This window comes from Flexistipes sp., from assembly GCF_036172515.1.
GTDB lineage: Bacteria > Chrysiogenota > Deferribacteres > Deferribacterales > Flexistipitaceae > Flexistipes.
In genome coordinates, this window is record NZ_JAXKVW010000006.1 from 57,870 (window position 1) to 82,081 (window position 24,212).

Annotated in this window: 23 protein-coding genes; 5 read left to right on the forward strand and 18 right to left on the reverse strand. The window is 39.2% G+C overall.

Going from position 1 to position 24,212, the window contains the following annotated elements; genetic code table 11:
- Positions 1-2: 2 nt before the first annotated feature.
- From UMU13_RS05905 to UMU13_RS05960, 12 genes are all read right to left on the reverse strand, one after another.
- Entirely contained in the window at positions 3-809 is an 807-nt protein-coding gene (locus UMU13_RS05905; protein ID WP_328217781.1) for an RnfABCDGE type electron transport complex subunit B, read from the reverse strand.
- Positions 810-843: 34 nt separating this feature from the next.
- Positions 844-1,422, reverse strand: a complete 579-nt coding sequence (gene rsxA, locus UMU13_RS05910) for an electron transport complex subunit RsxA (protein WP_328217782.1) — start codon at positions 1,420-1,422, stop codon at positions 844-846.
- 411 nt (positions 1,423-1,833) lie between these two features.
- On the reverse strand, positions 1,834-2,466 hold the full coding sequence (locus UMU13_RS05915) for an electron transport complex subunit E (RefSeq protein WP_328217783.1): 633 nt from the start codon (positions 2,464-2,466) through the stop codon (positions 1,834-1,836).
- Positions 2,463-3,020, reverse strand: coding sequence for an RnfABCDGE type electron transport complex subunit G (locus UMU13_RS05920; protein WP_328217785.1), 558 nt, complete (start codon positions 3,018-3,020; stop codon positions 2,463-2,465). Before UMU13_RS05920 ends, UMU13_RS05915 begins: the two co-directional genes overlap by 4 nt.
- Complete coding sequence (locus UMU13_RS05925) at positions 3,017-4,009, reverse strand: RnfABCDGE type electron transport complex subunit D (protein ID WP_328217786.1); 993 nt, start codon at positions 4,007-4,009, stop codon at positions 3,017-3,019. Before UMU13_RS05925 ends, UMU13_RS05920 begins: the two co-directional genes overlap by 4 nt.
- Positions 4,006-5,304 carry an electron transport complex subunit RsxC gene (rsxC, locus tag UMU13_RS05930; protein ID WP_328217787.1) on the reverse strand — a complete coding sequence of 433 codons (1,299 nt, stop codon included), beginning with the start codon at positions 5,302-5,304 and terminating at the stop codon, positions 4,006-4,008. Before rsxC ends, UMU13_RS05925 begins: the two co-directional genes overlap by 4 nt.
- Before the next feature lie 14 nt (positions 5,305-5,318).
- The gene (locus UMU13_RS05935) at positions 5,319-5,768 is read right to left on the reverse strand and encodes a deoxycytidylate deaminase (RefSeq protein WP_273266153.1); all 450 of its coding nucleotides are present in this window, start codon (positions 5,766-5,768) and stop codon (positions 5,319-5,321) included.
- Complete coding sequence (gene glyA, locus UMU13_RS05940) at positions 5,765-7,021, reverse strand: serine hydroxymethyltransferase (RefSeq protein WP_328217789.1); 1,257 nt, start codon at positions 7,019-7,021, stop codon at positions 5,765-5,767. Before glyA ends, UMU13_RS05935 begins: the two co-directional genes overlap by 4 nt.
- Positions 7,021-7,512, reverse strand: coding sequence for a ribose 5-phosphate isomerase B (rpiB, locus tag UMU13_RS05945; protein WP_328217790.1), 492 nt, complete (start codon positions 7,510-7,512; stop codon positions 7,021-7,023). The genes glyA and rpiB overlap by 1 nt, the downstream gene beginning before the upstream one ends.
- A gap of 235 nt (positions 7,513-7,747) precedes the next feature.
- Positions 7,748-9,184 (reverse strand): adenylosuccinate lyase, encoded by a 1,437-nt coding sequence (gene purB, locus UMU13_RS05950; protein ID WP_328217791.1) that lies wholly within the window; start codon positions 9,182-9,184, stop codon positions 7,748-7,750.
- A gap of 78 nt (positions 9,185-9,262) precedes the next feature.
- Positions 9,263-9,610, reverse strand: coding sequence for a four helix bundle protein (locus tag UMU13_RS05955; RefSeq protein ID WP_328217792.1), 348 nt, complete (start codon positions 9,608-9,610; stop codon positions 9,263-9,265).
- Positions 9,611-9,643: 33 nt separating this feature from the next.
- Positions 9,644-10,930: an amidohydrolase family protein gene (locus tag UMU13_RS05960; RefSeq protein WP_328217793.1), complete on the reverse strand. Its 1,287-nt coding sequence runs from the start codon at positions 10,928-10,930 to the stop codon at positions 9,644-9,646.
- A gap of 415 nt (positions 10,931-11,345) precedes the next feature.
- Between UMU13_RS05960 and pruA the strand changes: the two genes are divergently transcribed.
- Entirely contained in the window at positions 11,346-12,989 is a 1,644-nt protein-coding gene (gene pruA / locus UMU13_RS05965; RefSeq protein WP_328217794.1) for an L-glutamate gamma-semialdehyde dehydrogenase, read from the forward strand.
- Between the two features lie 44 nt (positions 12,990-13,033).
- Positions 13,034-13,945 (forward strand): proline dehydrogenase family protein, encoded by a 912-nt coding sequence (locus UMU13_RS05970; protein WP_328217795.1) that lies wholly within the window; start codon positions 13,034-13,036, stop codon positions 13,943-13,945.
- A 142-nt stretch (positions 13,946-14,087) separates the two neighbouring features.
- Here the strand turns inward: UMU13_RS05970 and UMU13_RS05975 are convergent, their stop codons facing one another.
- Positions 14,088-15,542 (reverse strand): catalase, encoded by a 1,455-nt coding sequence (locus UMU13_RS05975; RefSeq protein WP_328217796.1) that lies wholly within the window; start codon positions 15,540-15,542, stop codon positions 14,088-14,090.
- Between the two features lie 255 nt (positions 15,543-15,797).
- Here UMU13_RS05975 and UMU13_RS05980 point away from each other — a divergent pair, with 255 nt between their 5' ends.
- The 3 genes from UMU13_RS05980 (at position 15,798) to mqnB (ending at position 18,100) form a co-directional block, all read left to right on the forward strand.
- Positions 15,798-16,208 carry a Fur family transcriptional regulator gene (locus UMU13_RS05980; RefSeq protein ID WP_328217797.1) on the forward strand — a complete coding sequence of 137 codons (411 nt, stop codon included), beginning with the start codon at positions 15,798-15,800 and terminating at the stop codon, positions 16,206-16,208.
- A 374-nt stretch (positions 16,209-16,582) separates the two neighbouring features.
- Positions 16,583-17,446 carry a methylenetetrahydrofolate reductase [NAD(P)H] gene (gene metF / locus UMU13_RS05985; protein ID WP_328217798.1) on the forward strand — a complete coding sequence of 288 codons (864 nt, stop codon included), beginning with the start codon at positions 16,583-16,585 and terminating at the stop codon, positions 17,444-17,446.
- A gap of 9 nt (positions 17,447-17,455) precedes the next feature.
- Entirely contained in the window at positions 17,456-18,100 is a 645-nt protein-coding gene (gene mqnB, locus UMU13_RS05990) for a futalosine hydrolase (protein WP_328217799.1), read from the forward strand.
- Between the two features lie 57 nt (positions 18,101-18,157).
- Here mqnB and UMU13_RS05995 read toward each other — a convergent pair whose 3' ends face one another.
- The 5 genes from UMU13_RS05995 to UMU13_RS06015 form a co-directional block, all read right to left on the reverse strand.
- Entirely contained in the window at positions 18,158-19,714 is a 1,557-nt protein-coding gene (locus tag UMU13_RS05995) for an acetyl-CoA hydrolase/transferase C-terminal domain-containing protein (protein WP_328217801.1), read from the reverse strand.
- Between the two features lie 10 nt (positions 19,715-19,724).
- Entirely contained in the window at positions 19,725-20,528 is an 804-nt protein-coding gene (locus tag UMU13_RS06000) for a nitrilase-related carbon-nitrogen hydrolase (RefSeq protein ID WP_328217802.1), read from the reverse strand.
- 204 nt (positions 20,529-20,732) lie between these two features.
- Complete coding sequence (locus tag UMU13_RS06005) at positions 20,733-21,701, reverse strand: GDP-mannose 4,6-dehydratase (protein ID WP_328217803.1); 969 nt, start codon at positions 21,699-21,701, stop codon at positions 20,733-20,735.
- Between the two features lie 110 nt (positions 21,702-21,811).
- On the reverse strand, positions 21,812-23,245 hold the full coding sequence (cysS, locus tag UMU13_RS06010; RefSeq protein ID WP_328217804.1) for a cysteine--tRNA ligase: 1,434 nt from the start codon (positions 23,243-23,245) through the stop codon (positions 21,812-21,814).
- A gap of 15 nt (positions 23,246-23,260) precedes the next feature.
- The gene (locus UMU13_RS06015; RefSeq protein ID WP_328217806.1) at positions 23,261-24,190 is read right to left on the reverse strand and encodes an ABC transporter ATP-binding protein; all 930 of its coding nucleotides are present in this window, start codon (positions 24,188-24,190) and stop codon (positions 23,261-23,263) included.
- Positions 24,191-24,212: the final 22 nt, after the last annotated feature.

The window sequence follows — 24,212 nt, forward strand, 5'->3', positions numbered from 1 at the left end:
TGTTAACTTTGACTGGCGCAGTGATTACAATAATTGTTAATTGTTTTCATTGGGCAGACTTCTTCACATTTTCCGCAGTTTGTGCATATTTCGGGATCGATTTTGGCCAGATTGTTTTCCACTGTAATGGCATCAACGGGGCAGTTTTTGGCACACAGTCTGCAGGCAATACATCCCACACTGCATGCTTTTTTAGTTTCCGGTCCTTTATCCTTTGAACAGCAGTTTACAACAAATTTATTTTCAATCGGCATTAGTTCAATGATATCTCTTGGGCAGGCTTTTACACACATCCCGCAGGCGGTACATTTATCCTCAAAAATACGGGGGATTTTGTCTTCACCCATTTCCATAGCGTTGAAAGCGCATGCCTTCACGCAGCTGCCGCCTCCTACACATCCGTATATACATTCTTTGTTTCCACCGGCAAGCATGGTTATACTGTGGCAGTCGCCAGGACCGTAATATTTATACTTTTCAGGTGAGTTGTGGCATCCTCCGTTGCACTTTACCCTTGCAACATGTTTAACATTGGTTCCTGCTTCAATACCGAGAAGTTCTGCTATTTTACCAACTGACTCATTGTCCGCCACCGGACACGCAGATGGTAAAACATCTCCTTTTACAATAGCTTCTGCCAGCGATGAGCATCCGGGCAAGCCGCATGCCCCGCAGTTTGCTCCGGGGAGAAGTTCATCAACTTCTTCTATTTTTGGGTCCTTTTTAACAGCAAACTTTTTGGATGCGATAAAAAGACCCAGTCCTGCAACAAAACCGGTGGAACCGAGTACAATAACAGGTGTAATCATATTTTTAACCTAAAATGATATGTATTTATTGGTTTCATTTAACAAGTCCGCTAAATCCCATAAACGCAAGAGCCAGAATACCTGCTGTAACAAATGCTATCGGTACTCCCCGAAAGTATTTAGGAACATCGGCCAGCTCAACCCTTTCCCTTATTCCGGAGAAAATGATAAGTGCAAGCCCGAAACCGAGTGCCGATCCGATTGTAAAAACAAGCATCTGGATAAAAGAAAAACCTTCCTGTATGTTCAGTATTGCAGCACCTAAAATGGCGCAGTTTGTCGTAATAAGCGGCAGAAATATGCCGAGACTGTTATATAAAGCGGGGGATATTTTCTCAAGCACAATCTCTACAAACTGAACAAGTGAAGCGATAACCAGTATAAAAACAATTGTCTGCAGATAACCCAACCCGAAAGGATTAAGTACGCTGTATTGAATAATCCATGTAATAATGCCTGCCACAGTCATGACGAATGTGACTGCAAAGCTCATCCCTATTGCAGTGTCCAGTTTTCTTGAAACTCCGAAAAAAGGACAGAGCCCCAAAAACCTGCTGAGCACAAAATTGTTTACCAAAACAGCGCTGATAAAAAGTAATACCAGTTCAGCCATAATACATCCTTGTCAAATTACTTTGTTTTCATACCACCCCTAGCTCCTATTATCTTAGAGGGAGAAAAAGAGGGGTATATTTTGTCAAATAACGTTAGAGATTTCTCCGCTCCACCGGTCACATAAATGTTTATGTGACCGCTTCTGGTCGAAATGACATTGAATGTTTGTCATTCCGAGCGAAGCCGAGGAATCTGCTTGTCAAACAACGATTACTTACCCCATCCTAACCTTCCCCTAGGTTAGGGGAAGGAACTTCACTCTCCCTCTACTTTAGGGGGAGATACAGAGGGGGTACATTTGTCAAATAACGGTGGAGATCTTTCGACTCCACTTCGTTCCGTTCGAGATGACAACAACTTATGTAATCCCGATTTATATGGTAATAATTTATGCAAACCTGCTTACTATTTAGTCAACTGCACAGTGTTCTTTTGTTTGACTTTCCTGCCCGCCGCTTCTTTTATCTTCAATATAATTATAGCCAACCAAAATAAACCCTAATGCTATAAAAGCTCCCGGCGGCAATATCATTGCTATTGCCGGAGAAAAACTTTCCGGAAAAATCGTAAAATTAAGAAGGCTGCCGCTTCCGAGTACCTCTCTTACTCCGCCCAGAATGAATAATGCGAATGTAAAACCGAGCCCTACGCCGAGACCATCAACTATTGATTTGAACGGAGTGTTGTTTGATGCGAAACTTTCAGCTCTGCCCAGAATCATACAGTTTACAACTATAAGGGGGATAAACAGCCCCAGAACCTTATGCAGGTTGTGGACGTAAGCATTCATTAATAAATCCACCATAGTTACAAAACTTGCAATTATAACAATGTATGACGGTATACGAACCTTTGCAGGGATTATGTCTTTGATAAGAGAGACGACAAAGTTGGAACATAAAAGAACGGCTGTGGATGCCAGACCCATAGCGATACCATTTATTGCTGATGTTGTCACAGCCAGGGCAGGGCACAGACCAAGCACCTGCTTGAATACAGCATTGTTCTTCCAGAAGCCCTCTTTAAAAATCTTGCCTATCAATTTTTCCGCTCCAGTACATTTTCGGTTACAAATTTGAGGCCTTTATCAACGGCTTCACAAACAGCTCTCGGACTTATGGTTGCTCCGCTGAACTGATCTATTATACCACCATCTTTTTTTACTGCAATATCGTCTTTAACTGTCAGGTTATCGAAAGATTTCTGCCATGATTCTTCTGTTATCTTAGTCCCCAGACCGGGGGTTTCAGCATGTCTTAGAATTTCGATTCCGTTGATCCGCCCGTCGGGTTTGACCCCTATCAAAACCACAACATCTCCTCCATAGCCTCTCGGAGAAGTTGATTTTATGGCATAAGCAACAGTTTCATTATCATTTTTTGCCACGTAAACTTTTTTGCCTTTGACGTTCAAAATTGTTTTGTCCGGTTCGTTGTCATATTCCGGTAAAACAGCTGTCAAGCCTCTTAAAAATTCCTGACGGTAAGCTTCGGCAATTTTTTCTTTTGTAGCCATGTTTACCAGTGAAAGGATAAAAGCTGCCACAGCGGCAACAGCACAAAGTATCAGAACCATTTTGAAATTGCTGTCTTTCATACTTTTTCAGCCTCTCCCAGACTTTCAGGTCTTATATAATAATCTATCAGCGGTACAAAGGCATTCATTATAAGTATTGCAAAAGATACACCTTCCGGATATCCACCAAAAAGTCTTATTACTGCTGTTAAAACGCCGCAGCCTACTCCGAAAATTATCTGTCCTTTTTTTGTGATGGGGGAGGTAACCATATCCGTTGCCATAAAAAAGGCACCCAGCATCAATCCGCCGGTAAAGAGGTGGATAAAAGGACTCAGCGATTTATCGGGAAAAAATAGCCAGTAAGGTATAACGATAATCAGAAATGAGGCTAAGTAGCTTACAGGTATATGCCATGAGATAATTTTTTTATAAATCAGATATAATCCGCCCAGAATAAGAGCGATGGCGGAAATTTCACCCAGCGAGCCGCCGATATTTCCCAAAAAGTATGCTGATGCATCTGAAAAGTCGGTTAGAATCTTTCCGTTTGAAATGAGTTCAGTTTTAGCCTGGCTTAGAGGAGTTGCAGCGCTTACACTGTCAAAATTAAAATTTTCTATTATTGGAGTTGGTTTTATCCATGAAGTCATTTGTGCGGGCCATGAAATTAGAAGAAAAACGCGTGCCACTAGTGCCGGATTGAACGGATTTTGCCCGAGACCCCCGAACACCTGTTTCCCCACTACTATTGCGATAAAACTTCCTATCAGTATAAGCCACCACGGTGATGCGGGAGGAAGGTTCATAGCAAGGAGAATAGCAGTTACCAGTGCGCTGTTGTCATCCAGGGTGATCCTTCTGCCTCTTATTTTTAAAAACAGAGCTTCAAAAGCCAGAGTGAAAATAATGGTTAATATGTATGTTTTCAGAGCAAAAAAACCGAAATAATAGATAGATACTGCAATAGCAGGAATGAGTGCATATATTACATTGAGCATTATTTTATCTGTCTGTACGCTGTCTCTGATATGCGGGGAAAAGGTTACCAGCAGTTTATTTTCACTCATTTATTTTCCCTTTCTTTAACGATATTCATTACCTGTCTTTTTCCTGTTTTAAAATACCCCACTAAGGGTCTGCGGGCAGGGCATACATAACTGCAGCAGCCGCATTCTATACAATTTAAAACGTGCCAGTCCAGAAGCCTTTCATAAAGTTCGCTTATTGCAAACTGCTCCATAATTGCCGGAACCAATCCCATCGGACAAGCGCTTACGCACCTGCCGCAGCGTATACAGTTTGTCATTTTAAGGCTTGGGAGATCTTCTTTCCTGAAAACAATAACTCCGCTCGTAGCTTTTGAGACAGGCATGTCAGTGGTATTTGCGGAAAACCCCATCATAGGTCCGCCGATAACAATTTTTTCCGGCTCACCCACATATCCTCCGCAGGCATCAATGAGTTTTGATACCGGGGTTCCTATCTTAACAAGCAGGTTTTTTGGTTCTTTAACGGCTCCGGTTACTGTGACCGCTCTTTCCGTAAGGGGTAAACCGTTTTCAACTGCATCGTATAAGGCTTTGCAGGTTGCCACATTGTGAACTATGACCCCCACTTCCAAAGGAAGTTTTCCTTCCGGGACAATTCTTCCCAAGACTGAGAGGATAAGCTGTTTTTCACCACCCTGGGGATAAACTGTCGGGAGAGCTTTGACTTCAAAATTGAATCCGTGTATGTATTTATTGAAAGCTTTTATTGCCTCAGGTTTATTATCTTCCACAGCAATAATCAGTTTTTCTATTTTCAGCTCATCCTGAATAATCTTTGCGCCTTTTATGATTTCTTCGGTGCTTTCAATCATCAGCCTGTAATCACACGTGAGGAACGGCTCGCATTCGGCACCGTTAATAATTAAGGTGTCAATTTTTTTTGGAGGAGAAAGCTTAACATGGGTAGGAAAAGTAGCTCCGCCCATTCCCACTATTCCGGCTTCCAGTATTAAATCCTGAAATTTCTTACCGGTGTCTATTTGTTTTGGAGAATCTTCCGGGTTGGATATTTTAATGTTAATTCCTTTGACTTTTCCGGTCAATGGACTGTTCAGATTTCCAATGGAAACAACTTCCCCTGTGACAGAACTGTGTATATTAGTGCTTATAAAACCTTTACTGGCACCTATTTTTTGACCGCATAAAACCTGTTCTTTCTTTTTGACCAGTTCCTGCGCCGGGGCGCCAATATGCTGGCTAAGCGGTACAGAAACAATTTCGTCTTTTTCGTAAGATAACTTTTCTATCGGCTTATCTGCTGTCAGTGTTTTTTTATAGTCTGGATGAATACCGCCGATAAATCCGTTTGTCATTGTGCGAAGTCCCCTTATTTGTCAGAATTAACGTTAAATAGGATGATATCTGTTTCGCTTAAGATATCATCAGCAAGCTTGTCTTTATAGTATTCTTCAAAAACAATACGCTTTATTCCTGCATTGACAATCATTTTGGTGCATATTGAGCAGGGTTTTGTGTTTGTATACAGTGTTGAGTCTTTAATGCTTGTTCCGTGATGGGCTGCCTGAATTATGGCATTCTGCTCCGCATGCAGTCCGCGGCACAGTTCATGCCTTTCTCCGGAGGGTACATTAAGTTGTTCCCTTAAACAGCCTGTTTCAGAGCAGTGGGTAATTTTTGACGGAACTCCGTTATAGCCGGTGGCAAGTATATGATTGTTTTTTACAATCAATGCCCCCACCTGTCTTCTCAGACAGGTGGAACGTTTTTTGACAACATTTGTTATTTCAAGAAAGTATGAATCCCAGTCAGGTCTCAATATAAATCACCTTTGTACAGAGGAAATCTGGCACACAGCTCAAGGACATCTTTTTTCACATTTTCTATAGTTTTTTCCGAATCAATCTCATCCAAAACATCTGCAATCATATTTCCTATTTTTTCCATCTCCGGTTCCTTCATTTTTCTTGTGGTAACAGCAGGTGTACCTATTCTGATTCCACTTGTTACAAAAGGGCTTTGAGTTTCAAAAGGAACGGTATTTTTGTTTACTGTGATGTTGGCTCTACCCAGCGCTGACTCAGCATCTTTACCGGTTAACTCTTTGTCAGTGAGGTCAAGGAGCATAAGATGATTATCCGTACCGCCTGAAACAAGTTTGTAGCCCCGTTTGTTCAAAGTTTTTGCAAGCATTTTAGAATTTTTTACTATTTGAGATTGATACTGCATAAATTCATTCGTCATTGCCTCTTTAAACGAAACTGCTTTTGCTGCAATGGTATGCATTAAAGGGCCGCCCTGCATTCCAGGGAATACTCTGGAATTGATTTTTTTGGCCAACTCGGCGGTGGAAAGAATCATACCGCCTCTGGGACCCCTCAATGTTTTATGCGTTGTTGTTGTAACTATATCGGCATACGGAACAGGATTAGGATGTTCACCAGCCGCAACAAGGCCTGCAATGTGGGCCATATCAACCATTACGTATGCACCAACCTCATCGGCTATCTCTTTGAATCTTTTGAAATCTATTATTCTCGGATATGCGCTTGCACCAACAACTATCATTTTGGGTTTATGTTCCAGTGCAAGTTTTCTGACATTTTCGTAATCTATCTGTTCCGTTTCTTTATCAACACCGTAAGATACTACATTAAAAAATCTGCCGGAAAAGTTTACAGGACTGCCGTGTGTCAGATGTCCGCCGTGGGTTAAATCCATTCCAAGGATGGTGTCGCCTACGTCCAGAATTGCAAAATATGCAGCAATGTTCGCCTGGCTCCCCGAATGTGGCTGTACATTTGCATGCTCTGCACCAAAAATCTTTTTGGCACGCTCAATGGCAATATTTTCAGCAATATCTACAAATTCACATCCACCGTAATATCTTTTACCGGGATATCCCTCTGCATATTTATTTGTCAGAACAGAACCCTGTGCTTCAAGGACGGCCTTGCTCACAAAGTTTTCACTTGCAATAAGTTCCAGATGCGTTTCCTGTCTGTTTACCTCTTTTTCCAGCGAGTCGTAAACCTCGGGATCAAATTTTTTAACAGTTTCGTAAATATTCATTAAACACCCTCTTTGTTTTTAAGATATTTGCTCCAGAAATCTACTGCCAAGGCATCTATCTTTTCAATTCTTCTCAAGTGTCTGCCACTTTCAAACTGAGTGTTAAGCCAGGCTGAGACAATTTTTGAAGCAGTTTCGAAATCCGTAGTCCTGCCGCCGAAAGCTAAAATATTTGCGTTATTATGCTCTTTGCTCATTTTAGCGGAATATTCGTCCCAGCAGAGGGCGGCTCTGATTTCGGGAAAGCGGTTGGCAGTGATTGAAATACCGATCCCTGTACCGCACATAATTATCCCTCTGTCTACTTCATTGTTTAAAATCCCCATTACAACTTTGTATGCGTAATCAGGGTAATCAACTGAATCGCCGTTATTTGTTCCGTAATCGATTACTTGATAATTGTTCTCTTTAAGAAACTCTGTAATTTTTAACTTTAAATTAAAGCCCCCGTGATCGGAGGCTATGCCTATAATGTTATTTGCTTTATTCATCAAAATATATCCTGATTGTTTTATTTTAACCTTATAATTAATATAACCGCCATCGTCAAGAACTTTACGTCAGTATTAAGTGTTAAGCGCTAAGTACTAAGTACTAAGTACTAAGTACTAAGTACTAAGTAGCAAGAGCTAAGATTTATACATTTTACTTGAAAATTTTACAGCAAAAAATATAAACTTAAAACTTAAAACTTAACACTTAACACTTAACACTTAACACTTAACACTATACCTTTATATCCACATCCATCCCGATAAAGCTTTTATATTTATTTATCAAAGGTTCCACCTCATTATTTATGAAATCCTCCACCTGGGATTCTGATCTGCCGGTGAAATCGGATGGATTTAAAAGGTTATTTATATCATCTGAATCCAAAGGAATCCTTTTGTCAGCAGCGAGCATATCTAAAAGGTTGTTTTCGAGGCCTTCATTTTTTACTTTTGACGCAGCTTTCATTGAATTTTCTCTTATGACCTCGTGCATCTCCTGTCTGCTGGCACCTTTTTTTACAGCTTCCATAATAATGTTTTCTGTTGCCATGAAAGGAAGTTCTTCCATCACATGTTTTTCTATCATCTTTTCATAAACTACCAATCCGTCAGTGACATTGTACATAAGATCGAGTATTGCATCTGCTGTAAGAAAGGATTCGGGAATGCTGATTCTTCTGCCGGCAGAATCATCAAGAGTTCTTTCAAACCACTGTACCGCATGCGTCATATAAGGATTAGTGGAAAGCGCTATTATATGACGGGAAAGCGAACATATGCGTTCTGTCCTCATCGGATTTCGTTTGTAAGCCATAGCGCTGGAGCCGATCTGTTTTTTTTCAAAAGGTTCCTCAATTTCTTTCATATTCTGCAGAAGGCGGATATCTGTGGCCATTTTGTGAGCTGATTCAGCTACCCCGGCTAATGTTTTTAAAATTCTGGAATCCTGCTTTCTGGTATAGGTTTGGCCGGTGATTTTTAATACTTTGTCAAATCCCATTTTTTGGGAAACCAGCTGATCAAGTTTTTTTACTTTCTCATGATCGTTTTCAAAAAGCTTCAGGAATGAAGCCTGGGTGCCCGTTGTTCCCTTTACACCTCGGAATCTTAGCTCATCTATTTGAAATATCAAATCGCCGGCATCAAGCATTAAATCCTGGATCCACAGACATGTACGTTTGCCGACAGTTGTTAATTGAGCAGGCTGAAAATGTGTAAAGCCGAGTGTGGGAATATTTTTATATTTTAATGCGAATGTCTTAAGATTATTTATTACGTTTATTAACTTTTTCAGGGTAAGTTCTGCAGCTTCTTTCATTACTATAAGATCTGTGTTGTCACCAACAAATGCGCTTGTAGCCCCCAGATGAATAATTGGCATAGCTTTGGGACAGGCTTTGCCGAATGTATGAACGTGCGCCATTACATCGTGGCGGAACTCTTTCTCTTTTTCTTTTGCGTAATCAAAATCAATATTTTCGATATTTCTTTTCATTTCATCAATTTGCTCATCAGTGATATTGAGCCCCAATTCTTTTTCCGCTTCAGCCAATGCTATCCACAGTTTTCTCCAGGTGGTGAATTTTTTGTGAGGGGAGAAAATATACTGCATGTTTTTACTTGCATATCTTTCATTCAAAGGGTTTGAATAAGTTTTCAGATTGTCCATGACGACTCCTGCTTTATAAGTTTTAAGTTCTAAGCGCTAAGCAATGAGAAGTAATGTCAGCTTACTTACTACTTAGTACTAAATACTTTTTTTTAAATTGTTTATTAGTCCGCTTAGCATTTTTAAAATTTCATCCGATTCATTAATCCAAATATTCCCAGTTTCATTGTCTATATAGCCAATTTCATTTCCTATATGTATCTGTGTGATAAGCTCTGCACACGAACCCTTTGCGATATCCAGGAATTTTATGCTATCCTTTTTGGAAGCTTTTTCCATTTCTTCGGCTATATTTGAAGCTATGGATAAGCTGCTTCTTGTAATTTGGTCTTTAAATCCATAATCTTTAGAATCCTGCAAATATTGATAGATACTGACTGATAGTCGACAGCTTCTTTGCCAAACGTCAAGATTTTCACACTTCACAGCTTTATCCCCTTAGCACTTAACACTTAACACTTAACACTTATTAACTTTCTTCTGCCAATATCTTGCCTTATCTTTTATCGCCTGTTGATCAATAAAAGTCAATTTTCCGTTTTCCATAAGCTGACGGCCGTTTATGAAAAGATCTGTAATATTTTCAGGGTTGGCTGAATATATGAGATGGGATACGGGGTTGTAAACGGGCAGGGTGTTAATGTCATCCAGATTCATTACGAAAAAGTCAGCACAATTTCCTTCTTTCAGCTCTCCCATATTCCTAAGTTGTAAGCTCTTTGCAGCATTTCTGGTGGCCATATTCAGCACTGATTCTGCATCAAAGACAGTAGCGTCTCTGTTCAGTGCTTTGTGTATTTTAGCCATAGTAGACAACTCACTAAGCATATCCAGATCATTATTACTTGCAGCTCCGTCGGTACCTATTGTTATGTTTGTGCCAGCTTTATACAACTGATACATTGGAGCAAAACCGCTTGCCAGTTTCATGTTGCTTTCCGGGCAGTGGGATACATTTACTTTTTTTCTTCCCAGGAGTTCTATTTCTTCTTCTGTTAAATGTGTGCAGTGAGCAAAAACAGCATCGGTGTCAAACATCCCAATTTCATCAAAAAGCTGTACCGGAGGTTTGCCGTATTTGGATTTTATCTCTTCGATTTCCCATTCTGTTTCAGCCAGATGAGTGTGGATTGTTATGCCGTTTCGTTCGGCAAAATCGATACATTTTTTATAATTTTCAGGGTTTACTGTATACGGAGCGTGCGGGCATAATGCAGTTGTGATGAATCGGCTGCCTTTGAATTCATCGAGAAAATCCCCCGCTTTATTTATGTATTCATCAGCGTTTTGTGCGAATTTTGTCGGAAAGTCCAGCACACCGAGACCAACAACACCTTTGAAATTTGCATCTTCTATGGCTTTTGCTATACTTTTTGAAAAGAAATACATATCGTTTGCACAGACAGTTCCGGACTTAATCATTTCAGCAACGGCGTGGATAGTGGCATCGTAAACGAACTCACCGGACAGCCATTTACTTTCAGCAGGCCATATGTATTTCTGCAGCCATTCCATTAAAGGCAGATCATCGGCCAAACCTCTGAAATAAACCATTGGCAGATGTGTGTGTGTATTTATCAGACCCGGGAAAATTGCTGAATTGGGAAATGACTTAATTGGTGTTTCATCAGGGTTGTTTATTTTATCTCTGAGACCGATAATTTTTTCATCTTCCACAAGTATATATTTGTTTTCATGCAGTTTACCATCATAATATATATAATCTGCATAATAAGCTTTTATCATAAAATAACCTCCGACGATTCGCTTTTATCAAATATGCATACTTTATTCAATATGATTTTGTTTCTATCGTCACTCATTTTTCGCTGATCAAATTTTATTGTAATCAGTATTATGTTAGCCAACTTTATTTAAAACTCTAGTTTTATGTAAGTTTGGGGTGATGCCAAAGTTTTGTTTAGTGCTTTATTTCCAAGCCAAGATTATTAAACCCACATTGTTTTTCCCGATAAACAGAATTTTTACACTGAGGTGATAATGGGCAGCGTGGAACTTAAGTATCTGTTTAATTTTTTAGTATATTTTTAATGGACATAAAATTTGTAAAAAAATGTTATAAAAATCAAAATTCGCATTGACTGTTCACTTTTTTGAAATTAGTATTATATCAGAACACAAAATAATTGAGAGGTGTCTTATGATAACGTACAATAATTCCAAACTTAAAGTGCCACAGCCTCAGAACGAACCTGTTTTTTCTTATGAACCCGGTTCAGAAGAAAAAACTCTATTGAAAGCTGCTTTGAAAGAACTTAAGGGACAGAAAATAGAGATTCCGCTGATTATCGGAGGTAAAGAGGTAAAAACAGGGAACATGGGTAAAGTAGTATGTCCGCATGATCATCAGCATGTGCTTGCAGAGTATCATAAGGCCGGCGAAAAAGAGGTTCAGATGGCTATTGAAGCTTCTCAGGAAGCGTGGAAAGAGTGGCAGGAATATTCATGGGAAGACAGGGTGGCGATATTTCTTAAAGCTGCTGAACTTTTATCCACGAAATACAGAAATATAGTCAATGCGGCTACAATGCTCTCCGTCAGCAAAACGGCACATCAGGCAGAAATTGATTCGGCCTGCGAATTGATAGATTTCTGGAGGTTTAACTGTTATTTTGTGCAGCAAATTTATGCGGAGCAGCCGCTAATCAACCCGAAAGGAATATGGAATTATACTCATACACGCCCCTTGGAAGGTTTTGTTTTTGCTGTTACACCGTTTAATTTTACTGCAATTGCAGGAAATCTTCCCACTTCTCCGGCTATTATGGGCAATGTGACTATATGGAAACCGGCATCCACCGCACTTTATGCTCCTTATTTTCTAATGAAAATTTTCAAGGAAGCAGGACTTCCGGACGGTGTAATTAATTTTGTTCCCGGTTCCGGATCCACTGTAGGTAATGTATGTTTCAATGATCCAAGACTTGCAGGTGTTCATTTTACCGGCAGTACCGCTGTATTTCAATCTATGTGGAAACAGGTGGGTACAAACATTGCAAAATATAACAGCTATCCAAGAATTGTCGGTGAGACAGGGGGTAAAGATTTTATTTTTGCCCACAAAACCGCTGATGTGAGAAAACTTGCGATTGCAATGATACGGGGTGCTTATGAGTACCAGGGGCAAAAGTGTTCTGCAGCATCAAGATCATACATACCCAAATCTTTGTGGGGTGAGGTGAGAGAAATTCTCGAAACGGAAATTGCCAAAATTAAAATGGGTGATGTGGAAGATTTTTCCAATTTCATGAATGCCGTAATAGATAAAAATGCTTTTAGCGATATTACCGGCTATATTGATTATGCAAAACAGTCGGACGATGCCGAGATTATAATCGGCGGTAATTATGATGACAGCAAGGGATATTTTATAGAGCCAACCGTTATACTTACCACCGATCCCAAATTCAAAACTATGGAAGAAGAGATTTTCGGCCCTGTTATGACAGTTTATGTTTATGATGATGATAAATATGAAGAGACCCTTGACATTTGCGATCAAACATCACCTTATGCCCTTACTGGTGCTGTATTTGCAACTGAAAGGGGAGCCATTAGGACAGCTATGAAAAAGCTGGAGCACGCGTCCGGCAATTTCTATGTAAACGACAAGCCGACAGGTTCCATAGTAGGACAACAGCCATTCGGCGGCGCCAGAGCTTCTGGTACAAATGATAAAGCGGGAAGCTATCAGAACCTTATCAGATGGGTTTCCACCAGAGCTGTTAAAGAAAATTTTAATGCTCCGGAATCTTTCGAATATCCATTTATGGGCGAAGAATAATTTTTGAAGGGGATTGTTAAATCCCCTTTTCTTTAGGAGGAAATATGTCTGCTCTGAATTTTTTGATTTCCAAAACTATTATGCATGTGCCCGGACCTGTGGTGAGTATTTTTGCGAAAAGTTATATTGCCGGCCAGGAGTTATCCGATGCAGTAAGAGTTACCAGAGATTTTAATAAACAGGGAATAATGAGTACCATTGACTTGCTTGGCGAATTTATAAAAACAAAAGATCAGGCAAAATATTTTAAAGAAAGATGCATAGAAATTCTCGATACGATTAATAAGGAAAAACTTGATTCTAATTTATCCATCAAACCTACACAGATGGGATTGAGTCTGGATGAGGATTTTGCATTGGAAAACATTAGAGAGATAGTTGCATATGCCGCCTCTATAAACAACTTTGTGCGTGTCGATATGGAAGATACGCCGAATACCGATAAAACGCTGAAACTTCATGCGGAATTAAAAAAAGAATTTGGCAAAAGCGTGGGTACTGTGTTGCAGTCTTATTTAAGGAGAACACCTTCAGATATTGATAATCTGGATCCCAAAGATTTGAATATAAGACTTTGCAAAGGTATTTATAATGAACCCAGGGAAGATGCTTATAAAGATCCATATATTGTAAATCAAAATTTTATACACTGTCTTGATAAATTGTTTGCAAAAGGGGCATATGTAGGTATTGCAACACATGATGAAAAGCTGATTTTTGAATCCCTCAGACTGATTGAAAAATATAATCTGAAAAGGGAAGATTATGAATTTCAGATGCTTCTCGGAGTGGATGCGCAGCTCAGAAAAATCATTGTTGATGGGGGACACAGGCTCAGAGTGTATGTGCCTTTTGGAAAAGACTGGCTCCCATATTCCAAAAGAAGATTGAAAGAAAATCCAAAAATTGCAACACACGCTTTGAGGCAGATGTTCGGAATACACGGCCATAATTAATTTATTATTAGCATGTTTTGAAGCTGAGCCGGATGATTATTTTTCCAGCTCAGCTTTTCATTCTTAATATTATATCCAGCAGCTATGTAATTTGAAAATTTATTTTACGGGTGCTGTTTACAATATTTCCCGTTTTTACTTATTAACCATTTTCTATCCCTTTGGCAATGCGGTCACCTATTTCTTTGTCTATGTTGCGCCAGTATTCAAGCGCACGTTCAAGAACAGGTTCGGAAACACCATCTGAAAGATGACCAATAACATTGGACACAAGTCTGTCACGTTCTTCTTCACTCATAACCTTGCGTACCAATGTACCTGCCTGTCCCCAATCATCGTCATCTTTACGCAATGTATAAGCAGAACGTATGAAATTTCCGCTGGCACTCCAGACGGTTTCCTCAGGATAGTTTTCAGAATCGGCTTTAGGACCTCCCTTTGTATTGGGTGCATAGACAGGATCGGACGCATTTTCAATCCGCATTGTCCCGCCTTTGCTGTAGCTGTTTACTGAACTTTTTGGTCTGTTAACAGGAATTTGTTTGTAGTTTACTCCTAATCGCGCCCTGTGAGCATCCGAATACGATATTAAACGGGCCTGAAGCATTTTGTCAGGACTTGCCCCGATGCCCGGGACGAGGTTGCTTGGCTCGAATGCTGCTTGTTCAATTTCTGTGTGAAAATCGCTTGGATTACTGTTAAGAGTCAGCCGGCCGACTTCATGCAACGGATAGTCTTCGTGCGGCCATACTTTTGTAAGGTCGAATGGATTGAACCGGTAGTTTTGAGCTTCTTCAAAAGGCATAATTTGAACTTTTAGTGTCCAGCTTGGATAGTCCCCTTCCTTGATGGCATTGAATAGATCGCGCCTATGATAATCCGCATCTTCACCTGCAATACGATCACCTTCCTCTTGTGTGAGACATTCGATTCCCTGATCGGTTTTAAAGTGATATTTTACCCAGAAACGCTCTCCTCTGTCATTTATCCACATGTAAGTGTGGCTTGTGTACCCGTTCATATGTCTATAACTTTTTGGAATACCGCGGTCACTCATTAATATTGTAACCTGATGGGCAGATTCAGGAGATTGAGTCCAGAAATCCCACTGCATATCATTATCCCGCAATCCGCTGTCCGCCCGGCGCTTCTGGGAATGGATAAAATGCTGAAATTTCATGGGATCGCGGATGAAAAACACAGGGGTGTTATTTCCCACCATGTCATAGTTGCCCTCACTGGTGTAAAATTTGAGAGCGAAACCCCGGACATCCCTCCATGTATCGGGACTGCCGCTTTCCCCGGCTACTGTTGAAAAACGGGCAAGCACTTCAGTCTTTGTTCCCGGCTGAAACATGGCAGCTTTAGTGTAGGCACTGATATCCTTAGTTACTTCAAACTGACCAAATGCACCTGAACCTTTGGCGTGGGGCTGGCGGTCCGGAATCATTTCCCTATTAAAATTAGCCATTTGTTCCATCAAATAGTGGTCCTGCATCAGAATTGGGCCGTCAGAACCCACCGTCAGTGAAAACTCATCACTGGAAACAGGGATTCCGGCATCTGTCGTTGTAAATTTTTTGCTATTTTTTTTCATTATGGTCCTCCTTTTGATTTTGTTAATATGCTTACTTTGTGCTTTAAATTATATCTTTCTTAAAAACAGTAGTCAATAATAATATATATTTAAGGAAAAAAATTATTAACTAACTATAGGACTCATTTCAAACCAATTGTTTGTTTCCAAAATTCCGAGAAAATTTATCTTTGTATTTTTAAATAACTTAAGAAAGGGGCGGGTGAAAAAACTACGGATTGACAATTGCTGTTTATTAGGTAATTTACAATAATTATGGAAAATCAAATGAGTGCTTTATTAAAAAATTACGGACTAAAGGCGACTCCTCAAAGAACAGTTATTCTGAAGGAGATAACTGAAGCAGGGCATATTAATGTCGAAAATTTATATGAAAAAGTAAAAGAGAAACTTCCAACGACTTCTCTTGCCACTATTTACAAAAATGTTCACAGCTTGGTCGAATCAAATCTGCTTACAGAGCTTTTTATAGAAGGCAGAAAAACTATGTACGAAATTGACAAAGGCTATCATGTACATTTGATATGCAGTAAGTGCGGAAGAGTAAACGACTTCTTTATGGGCTCAGAGGATTTGATCGAATTTTTTTCCGCATATATTGATAATAAAATTACATTAGTCACAGCTAATATTTATTATATTTGCAATAACTGTCTTCAATCATAATTAATTTTCAGACTTTAAATAAGAGTAAGCCCGGCACTCTGAACATTATCCTGAAATCAGTTATTACAAGAACTCTGTAAAACATTTTTAAGTATTTCTTGTAGAGTAATTGTTAGTTTGTCTGCTTGAATATTTCTGACAAATGGATTAAACAATATTTTTAACTAAGGAAACTCCGTTAATGTGATGTATCGTTACGATGAAAAAAGAATAATGTAACTAAAATTGCAAAGTTAAAAACTTAGTTTATGAAAATAAAGATAATAATAGATTTGATGTTTGCAATATATCATAATTTATATAAAATACTGTCTGAAAAAACTTTCTAATGCTTTTGTGTTGGTTTGCAGGAAAATTATTACAATGGAGTTGTTATGAAAATTAGTGACATTTTATCCAGAAAAGAGAGGTTGTTATCTTTTGAATTTTTTCCGCCTAAAAAGGTTGAGAATGAGCATATACTTTTTGAATCTATAGAAAGGCTAAAAGGGTGGAATCCGGATTTTGTGTCGGTAACTTACGGAGCAGGCGGAAGTACACGGGATAAGACTCTCGACTGGACAAAGAAAATTAAAGATGACTACCTTCTCAATGTCATGATGCATCTGACATGTATAGCTTCAACCCGTGAAGGAGTGATAAATATCCTTAAAGAACTGAAAAAAAATGGTATTGACAATATTTTTGCCTTACGCGGCGATATCCCGGAGGAACTTGATAATATAGAAGAGGCATTTAAGGATTTCAGGTATGCATCTGATCTTGTAAGGCTCATCAAAGAAGTTGATGACAGTTTTTCAATTGGAGTTGCCGGCTATCCTGAAGGTCATATAGAATGCCCCAACATTGGTGAAGACATAGAAAACCTTAAAAAGAAGATTGACCAAGGTGCTGATTTTATTATCACACAGCTGTTTTTTGACAACAGATATTTTTACGATTATTTGGATATGCTGGAAAAATATCGTATAACGCTGCCTGTAATAGCCGGAATTATGCCGATTATCAATATAAAACAGGTTATAAAATTCACAGACATGTGCGGGGCAACGGTTCCGGAATATCTTAAAAATAAGATGATGGACAGGTCTCCGGAGGAGATGCTCAATATAGGTGTTGATTTTGCCACTAAGCAGTGCAGAGATCTCTTAGAAAACAATGTTAAAGGGCTGCATTTTTATACTCTCAACAGATCCAGGGCCACAATTAATGTCCTGAAGAATTTGAATCTGGACTGATGGGGCAGCATGAAAAAAAGTGTTGTTTTTGTACCCACACTTAAAGAAGCGGAAAAGATTTTTGAAAATGTTTCATTTATAACAAATGATCACAGTCTGTATCTTGCAGAACTGAAAAATATTGACGTCATAATAACGGGTATCGGAAAGTCAAACGCTGCTTTCTCTTCCTGTATTTCATTGGTAAATTCAAGTTATTACACTGTTTATCTTCTCGGCATTTGCGGAGCTTACCGAAATTCCGGTCTTAAACCGGGAGATATTGTGAGCATCACAAAGGATTATTTTGCTGATGAGGGGCTGATGAATTCAGATGATGAGTATAAGCTATTATCAGAAATGGGCTTTACCATAAATGACGGGCGAAATTATTCTGAGTTTAACTGTGCGGAAGGCTTGAAGAAAGTTACCGGGAATACCGTTTCCTTTCTTAGCGGTACAGATAAAACGGCCGGCTTATACCAATCCAAAACGAAAGCATCGGTTGAAAACATGGAAGGGGCTTCGTTGGGTATGGTGTGTGAAAGACTGAACATATCAGCTCGGCAGGTGAGGGCAGTATCAAATTTTTGCGGTGATAGAAAGAAACAGGAATGGGATATTAAAAAAGCGTTTAATGTACTGAGAAAATTTGCCGAGGATTATATTTTGTGAATTGTCTATAGAAGTAAATATGGAAAAAAAGGGGTGCTTTGGCACCCCTTTTTTAATTTATTTTTCCCAGAATCTCATTGTTCCGTTTTCGATGAAATTAAGCTGCATTTTGTAAACTTCATCCAAAAGATGCGGCTCGTGTCCCATCCCCTTTTCAATTCCTTTTTTGGTAGCTCTTTCAAGATAATCGTTAAGGTAATCCTTGTAAGCAGGATGTGCACATTTTTCAATTACTTCTTTGGCTCTTTCTTTGGGTGCAAGACCTCTTAAGTCTGCAAGTCCCTGCTCTGTTACCAGAATATCAATATCATGTTCTGTGTGGTCGACATGTGTTACTTTGGGTAACACAGTTGTAATGCCGAACTCATCGTTTTTAGAAGGTCTGCAGGAAGGAGCATGCATGATGGAAAGGTATGCATTTCTTTCAAAATCACCTGAACCGCCGAGGCCGTTAATCATACGTGTACCCAGAACGTTTTCAGAGTTTGCATGAGCATAAATATCAAACTCAACAGGTGTATTCATACCTATACAGCCAAGCCTTCTGATAACTTCAGGGTTGTTTGATATCTGCTGGGGTCTGAGAACAATTCTTTCTTTGTATTCATCAAACTTGTCAAAGAATCTCTTGAAACCTTTCGGTGAGAGACTTAATGATGTGGCACTGGCGAAATCCAGTTTGCCGCTGTCAAAAAGATCCAGCATTGTATCCTGTAAAACCTCTGTGTAAACGTTAAGGTTTTGAAAATCACCGTGTACAAATCCACCCACGATTGCATTGGCTATATTTCCAACGCCTGACTGCAATGGGAACAGATTTTCAGGCAATCTTCCAACTTTCACTTCGTTTTTAAAGAAGTCCATAATATGACCGGCAATAGTATTGGATAAGTCATCCGGCTCTGTGAGCTCACGGCCATTATCAAGCAAATCTGATTCCACAATGGCAACTATTTTATCATGGTCACAAGGAATATAAGTAGTACCGATTCTGTCCGCAACATTTGTTATCAGATAGGGTTTTCTGTGGGGAGGCATATCTGTAATCAGTACATCGTGCATACCCTCAAAAGAAGGCATCTTTGTGTTAACTTCAATAATCAGCTTGTCTGCTATGTCAACAATTTCCGGAGCAGTACCAACAGATCCTGCAAGAATGATTCCGCCGTCTTCAGTGATTCCGGAAGCCTCGATTATACCTATATCCAGCTTGCCGCCTTTATCCTTAGTATAGAATCCGTATTTGAGATCCTGAGCAAACATTGATAAATGCTTTGAACCGAATCTGATTCTGCCGCTGTTAATGCCTTTCTGAATATTTTTACCGGTGTTGTAAGGCCAGCGTCTGTCTATCATGTCCAGAGATGCCCATCTGTCTTCTGTTTCAGCGCCGACTGAAGCGCCGATAAAAAGATTAAACCTTAATTTACCCTGTAAATTATTTTCTTCTACATAATTAGCCAAAGCTATCGGTACTTTTTTGGGATAACCCACAGGCGTAAAACCGGACCATCCGAGATCCATTCCGTTTTCAAAAAACTTAATAGTATCTTCCGCCTTCATTACTCTGTCCAGCAGTTTCTTTTTACGAACGCGTTTTTCTAATTCTGACATTTACTCCTCCTTATTGAGTCCTTATTTTGGACTTTCTTTTTATTTCAAACACATTCTTTGCGTCGTTAAAACTGGGAATTTTCTCCCTAATTTCGCTGCATTTGGCAATATCCACATTACATTGAACAACTTCTTCTCTGGATTCGGAGCCTTCGGCAAGTATTGTCCCCCAGGGATCACAGATAAGCGATACTCCGCAGTTGATGACTTTTTTGCTGGTATGGGCATTGCCGGCATTACATCCTGCCACAAAACACTGATTTTCAATTGCCCTGGCTTTGAGCATTGTCTTCCAGTGATTTTGTTTTTCTGCAGGCCATATTGCGGGAACGAGCATCAGCTGGGATCCTTCAAAGGCAGCCATTCGGAAAAGCTCAGGAAATCTTATTTCATAGCATGTGTGAAGAGACAGTTTTACGCTGTTATGTTCAAAGACTGTCATGTGGCATCCTTTGCTGAAATATTGATCTTCTTTTAAAGGAGAGAAAAGGAAATTTTTTCTGTAAACAGCTTTAACACCAGAGGAATCCACAGCATAAAGTGTATTATATATTTCACCTTCTTTGTTTTCAGGCAGTGATGAAATTATAACAGAATTTCCACCTGCAATGCTTGATAATTTGTTCAGGATATCAGGTGTGTTTTTAGAATGGGATTGCAAATTATTATAATCAAAACCGGTAGCCCACATCTCAGGGAGTAATATTACATCACAATTGTCTCCGGATGCAGATTCTATCTCCGGCAAGAAAGTATCCAGATTTTTGGAAATATTTCCTAAATATACATCTTTTTGTATGCAGGATATTTTCATATAGCTCCTCTAATACTTCTTCTTTTTAAAACAATATTTTTTTATTGTCAAGTATTATGTTGTATGGCTTGTTTATAAATATTTTCTATAGATTAAATCAAAAATTTTTAAGCATATAGTTGCTTGTTTTAAAAAGGTTGGTGGATGGGATAAATTGCCGGCCGGCCTGTATAGACGGCGACCGGCTGAGAGTTACTTAAATTGTCAGTCTCTGAGTTCTATGTTTTTCGTAAATTCTATATTATCCAGAAACCATTCGATAGTTTTGTCAATTCCCTGTTCCGGGGTGTGCTCAGGTTTCCACCCCAGGATATTATCGGCTTTTTGTATGTCAGCCCAGGTTGCGGTCATATCAGCTTTATGAAAAGGTTTGTATTCTATTTCTGCTTTTTTGCCCAACTTTTTTTCAATCATCTTAACCACATTCATCAGTTCGTAAGGGTTATTGTTACCCAGATTAAATATTTCATAACCTACATTTTTTAAAGCTTTTACAGTACCTTCTGCTATATCATCAACGTAGGTAAAATCTCTGGATTGACTTCCGTCACCGTAAATGGTTATCGGCTGCTCTAAATAAATCTGCTTTATAAAACGGAATATACTCATATCCGGCCTTCCGGCAGGACCGTAAACGGTAAAATATCTTACTACTGATACGTCAATATCAAAAAGGTTGTGATATGAATAACAGGTAACCTCTGCACCTTTTTTGGATGCTGCGTAAGGGGATATAGGTGTATTTACAGGTTTGTCTTCGGTAAAAGGCATTTTTTGCCCGGCATATAGACTTGATGTGGAAGCCAAAACAAATTTCCTTATGACCTTTCTTCTGCACATTTCCAATAAATTTAATGTGCCGTTTGTGTTGGTATCAAAATAAACAAACGGGTTTTCAATGCTGTATCTGACTCCCGCTCTGGCTGCCAGGTTGATTACTGAGTCAAATTTATACAGGTCAAACAGGAGAGATAAGGCTTCAAAATTGGAGATATCAAGTTTGTGGAACTTAAATCCGGGATGGTTAATGTTGCTGAGTCTGTGAAGTTTCAGGTTAACATCGTAATAGTCATTAAGGTTATCAACCCCAATTACATTGTGTCCGCTTTCAAGCAGTTTTTTTGCTGTGTGGGCACCTATAAATCCTGCCGCGCCGGTAAGTAAGATGTTCATTAATCTCTCCCTTGTTAGTTCAATGTTCAAACCAGCCCTTAGTCACAGATTAAGAGGCTGGATAAACCTCGATCACCTCTAACTACCTCCACTACCTCTAACTACCTTTCTCAGTGTACTCTCCGTGCCCTGTATTTCGTTCCTTCCGGGGTGTCAAGGAGCTCAACTCCTTTTTCTTCAAGTTCGTCTCTGATTTTGTCCGCTTTGTCAAATTCTTTGTTTTTTCTGTATTCATTTCTCTGATTTATTTTTTCAAACAACTCATTTTCCGGGATACTCAGGTTTGCTCTAAACCAATCTTCCGGAGTTTTTGCCGCTATACCCAGTGTTGAGCGCACTATTTCCAAAATATCATTAAACTGATTTTTTAAACTTTCAAAAGACTCTTTATCCGGTTTGTTTTCCAGTAAGACATTCATTTTACGTATATACTCGAAAATTACTGAAAGTGCAGCTGCTGTATTAAAATCATCATCCATCGCTTCGGTGAAATCTTTTTCAAAATTACTTTTAATACTGCTTACTTCATCTATCAGATTTTTCCCTTTTTTGCCCGCCTTATAAGTTTCCATCGTGTCGATGAGTGTATATATCCTGTCTAAGGCGCTTTCGGCTTCTATAAGTTTATCTTCGGAAAAATCCAGCGGACTCCGGTAGTGGGTAGTAAGGAGAAAATATCTTAAACTTTCGGGCTCAAATTCTTTGATTATATCTCTTATGGTGAAAAAGTTGCCCAATGATTTTGACATTTTTTCTTTGTTAATATTCACAAAACCGTTGTGCATCCAGTATTTGGCAAATTGACAACCGCATGATGCCTCTGATTGGGCTATTTCGTTTTCGTGATGAGGAAAGATAAGATCCTTTCCTCCTCCGTGAATATCAAATGGCAGACCTAATATTTTTGAGCTCATAACACTGCATTCTATATGCCACCCCGGTCTCCCCTTTCCCCAGGGACTCTCCCAGCCGGGTTCACCTTCCTTGCTTTTTTTCCATAAGGCAAAATCCAGAGGATCTTCTTTGTTATCTCTTACTTCAATCCTGGTGCCGGCTTTCAATTCTTCAATATCCCTGTTGGATAATTTGCCGTATTCCTGAAAACTTTTTACCCGGAAATAAACGTCTCCGTCAATTTCGTAGGCATTTCCCTTTTTAATGAGCTCAGAGCAAAGTTCAATCATATCATCTATGTACTCTGTTGCTTTAGGTTCATAATCAGGTTTCATTACATTTAATTTGTTCATATCGTAATCATGTTCTCTGATATACTTTTCTGTAATTTCTTTCCAGCTAATACCTGTTTCTTTACTTTTCTTGATTATTTTATCGTCTATGTCGGTGAAATTCTTTACGAAATTTACATTGTAGCCTTTGTACTGCATGTACCTGCGGGCAGTATCAAAAACAACAGCACTTCTGGCATGACCCACATGGCATTTATCGTAAACAGTCACTCCGCATACATACATATTTACATTATTATCATTTATCGGTTCAAAAATTTCCTTGCGTGCATTCAGCGTGTTATAAATCTTCAACATTTAACACCTCATTCTTTATTTGTATAAATTACACAGAGCATAATGGGTCTCGGTGGCCTGATATTTGTACAGTTCGTTTCTGCATATGTCCATAAAAAACTTACACCTGCTTGCATATGGGCATAAGCCTGTGGTTTCCGTTGTCACTTTTTTTATATCTTTTTTTGTTGTTGCCTCCAGAAGGTTTTTGGTATAGGGGTGAAGAGGATTTTTTATTACTTCACTTGATTTGCCGTATTCCAGAACCATCCCTTTATACATAACAAGAATCTCATCGCATAGAAAATTTACAATTGCCAAATCATGGGCTATGAGAAGCAGTGTTTTGCCGCTTTCTTTCCGCAGCTTTTGCAGCAGATTTAAAATCTGGGCCTGTATGGAAACATCCAGTGAGCTTACCGGCTCGTCGGCCACAACAATTTCAGGTTCTATGCTGAGAGCCCTGGCTATGGATATACGCTGCATCTGACCGCCGGAAAACTGATGGGGATACCGAAACAGATGTTTTTCAGTTAACCCAACCATCTCCATAAGTTCAACGCAACGGGAATATATTTCCTTTTTATCTTTGGTTATGTGTCTTTTTATACCGTCTTTAAGGGTTGAATATATTTTAAGTTTGGGATTAAGACTGGAATAGGGATCCTGGAATATCATCTGAACATTTTTTCTGTATTCCCTGAAAAGTTTTTCTCTGGATGATATTATGTCTCTATTTTTATATAAAATTTTTCCACTATCAGGGGGGAGTATGCCGGCTATAAGGTTGGCCAGAGTTGTTTTGCCGCTTCCGGATTCACCCACAATTCCGAGAGAATCTGCCTTTTTGATTTGCAGGGTGATATCGTCCGTTGCCGTTATATGGGTTTTGGATGTTTTGAATGAAGAATCGTAGGCTTTAAATGTTTTGGTTAAATTTTTCAGTTCGATAAGGTTTTTTTCCATGGGAAGAAGATAAAAAAATAAT

What these genes read in the sequence shown, in the direction of transcription:
- UMU13_RS05905 (WP_328217781.1), bottom strand. Translation starts at nt 809, where the DNA reads ATGATTACACCTGTTATTGTACTCGGTTCCACCGGTTTTGTTGCAGGA.
- rsxA (WP_328217782.1), bottom strand. Translation starts at nt 1,422, where the DNA reads ATGGCTGAACTGGTATTACTTTTTATCAGCGCTGTTTTGGTAAACAAT.
- UMU13_RS05920 (WP_328217785.1), bottom strand. Translation starts at nt 3,020, where the DNA reads ATGAAAGACAGCAATTTCAAAATGGTTCTGATACTTTGTGCTGTTGCC.
- UMU13_RS05925 (WP_328217786.1), bottom strand. Translation starts at nt 4,009, where the DNA reads ATGAGTGAAAATAAACTGCTGGTAACCTTTTCCCCGCATATCAGAGAC.
- rsxC (WP_328217787.1), bottom strand. Translation starts at nt 5,304, where the DNA reads ATGACAAACGGATTTATCGGCGGTATTCATCCAGACTATAAAAAAACA.
- glyA (WP_328217789.1), bottom strand. Translation starts at nt 7,021, where the DNA reads ATGAATATTTACGAAACTGTTAAAAAATTTGATCCCGAGGTTTACGAC.
- rpiB (WP_328217790.1), bottom strand. Translation starts at nt 7,512, where the DNA reads ATGAATAAAGCAAATAACATTATAGGCATAGCCTCCGATCACGGGGGC.
- purB (WP_328217791.1), bottom strand. Translation starts at nt 9,184, where the DNA reads ATGGACAATCTGAAAACTTATTCAAACCCTTTGAATGAAAGATATGCA.
- UMU13_RS05960 (WP_328217793.1), bottom strand. Translation starts at nt 10,930, where the DNA reads ATGATAAAAGCTTATTATGCAGATTATATATATTATGATGGTAAACTG.
- pruA (WP_328217794.1), top strand. Translation starts at nt 11,346, where the DNA reads ATGATAACGTACAATAATTCCAAACTTAAAGTGCCACAGCCTCAGAAC.
- UMU13_RS05970 (WP_328217795.1), top strand. Translation starts at nt 13,034, where the DNA reads ATGTCTGCTCTGAATTTTTTGATTTCCAAAACTATTATGCATGTGCCC.
- UMU13_RS05975 (WP_328217796.1), bottom strand. Translation starts at nt 15,542, where the DNA reads ATGAAAAAAAATAGCAAAAAATTTACAACGACAGATGCCGGAATCCCT.
- UMU13_RS05980 (WP_328217797.1), top strand. Translation starts at nt 15,798, where the DNA reads ATGGAAAATCAAATGAGTGCTTTATTAAAAAATTACGGACTAAAGGCG.
- metF (WP_328217798.1), top strand. Translation starts at nt 16,583, where the DNA reads ATGAAAATTAGTGACATTTTATCCAGAAAAGAGAGGTTGTTATCTTTT.
- mqnB (WP_328217799.1), top strand. Translation starts at nt 17,456, where the DNA reads ATGAAAAAAAGTGTTGTTTTTGTACCCACACTTAAAGAAGCGGAAAAG.
- UMU13_RS05995 (WP_328217801.1), bottom strand. Translation starts at nt 19,714, where the DNA reads ATGTCAGAATTAGAAAAACGCGTTCGTAAAAAGAAACTGCTGGACAGA.
- UMU13_RS06000 (WP_328217802.1), bottom strand. Translation starts at nt 20,528, where the DNA reads ATGAAAATATCCTGCATACAAAAAGATGTATATTTAGGAAATATTTCC.
- UMU13_RS06005 (WP_328217803.1), bottom strand. Translation starts at nt 21,701, where the DNA reads ATGAACATCTTACTTACCGGCGCGGCAGGATTTATAGGTGCCCACACA.
- cysS (WP_328217804.1), bottom strand. Translation starts at nt 23,245, where the DNA reads ATGTTGAAGATTTATAACACGCTGAATGCACGCAAGGAAATTTTTGAA.
- UMU13_RS06015 (WP_328217806.1), bottom strand. Translation starts at nt 24,190, where the DNA reads ATGGAAAAAAACCTTATCGAACTGAAAAATTTAACCAAAACATTTAAA.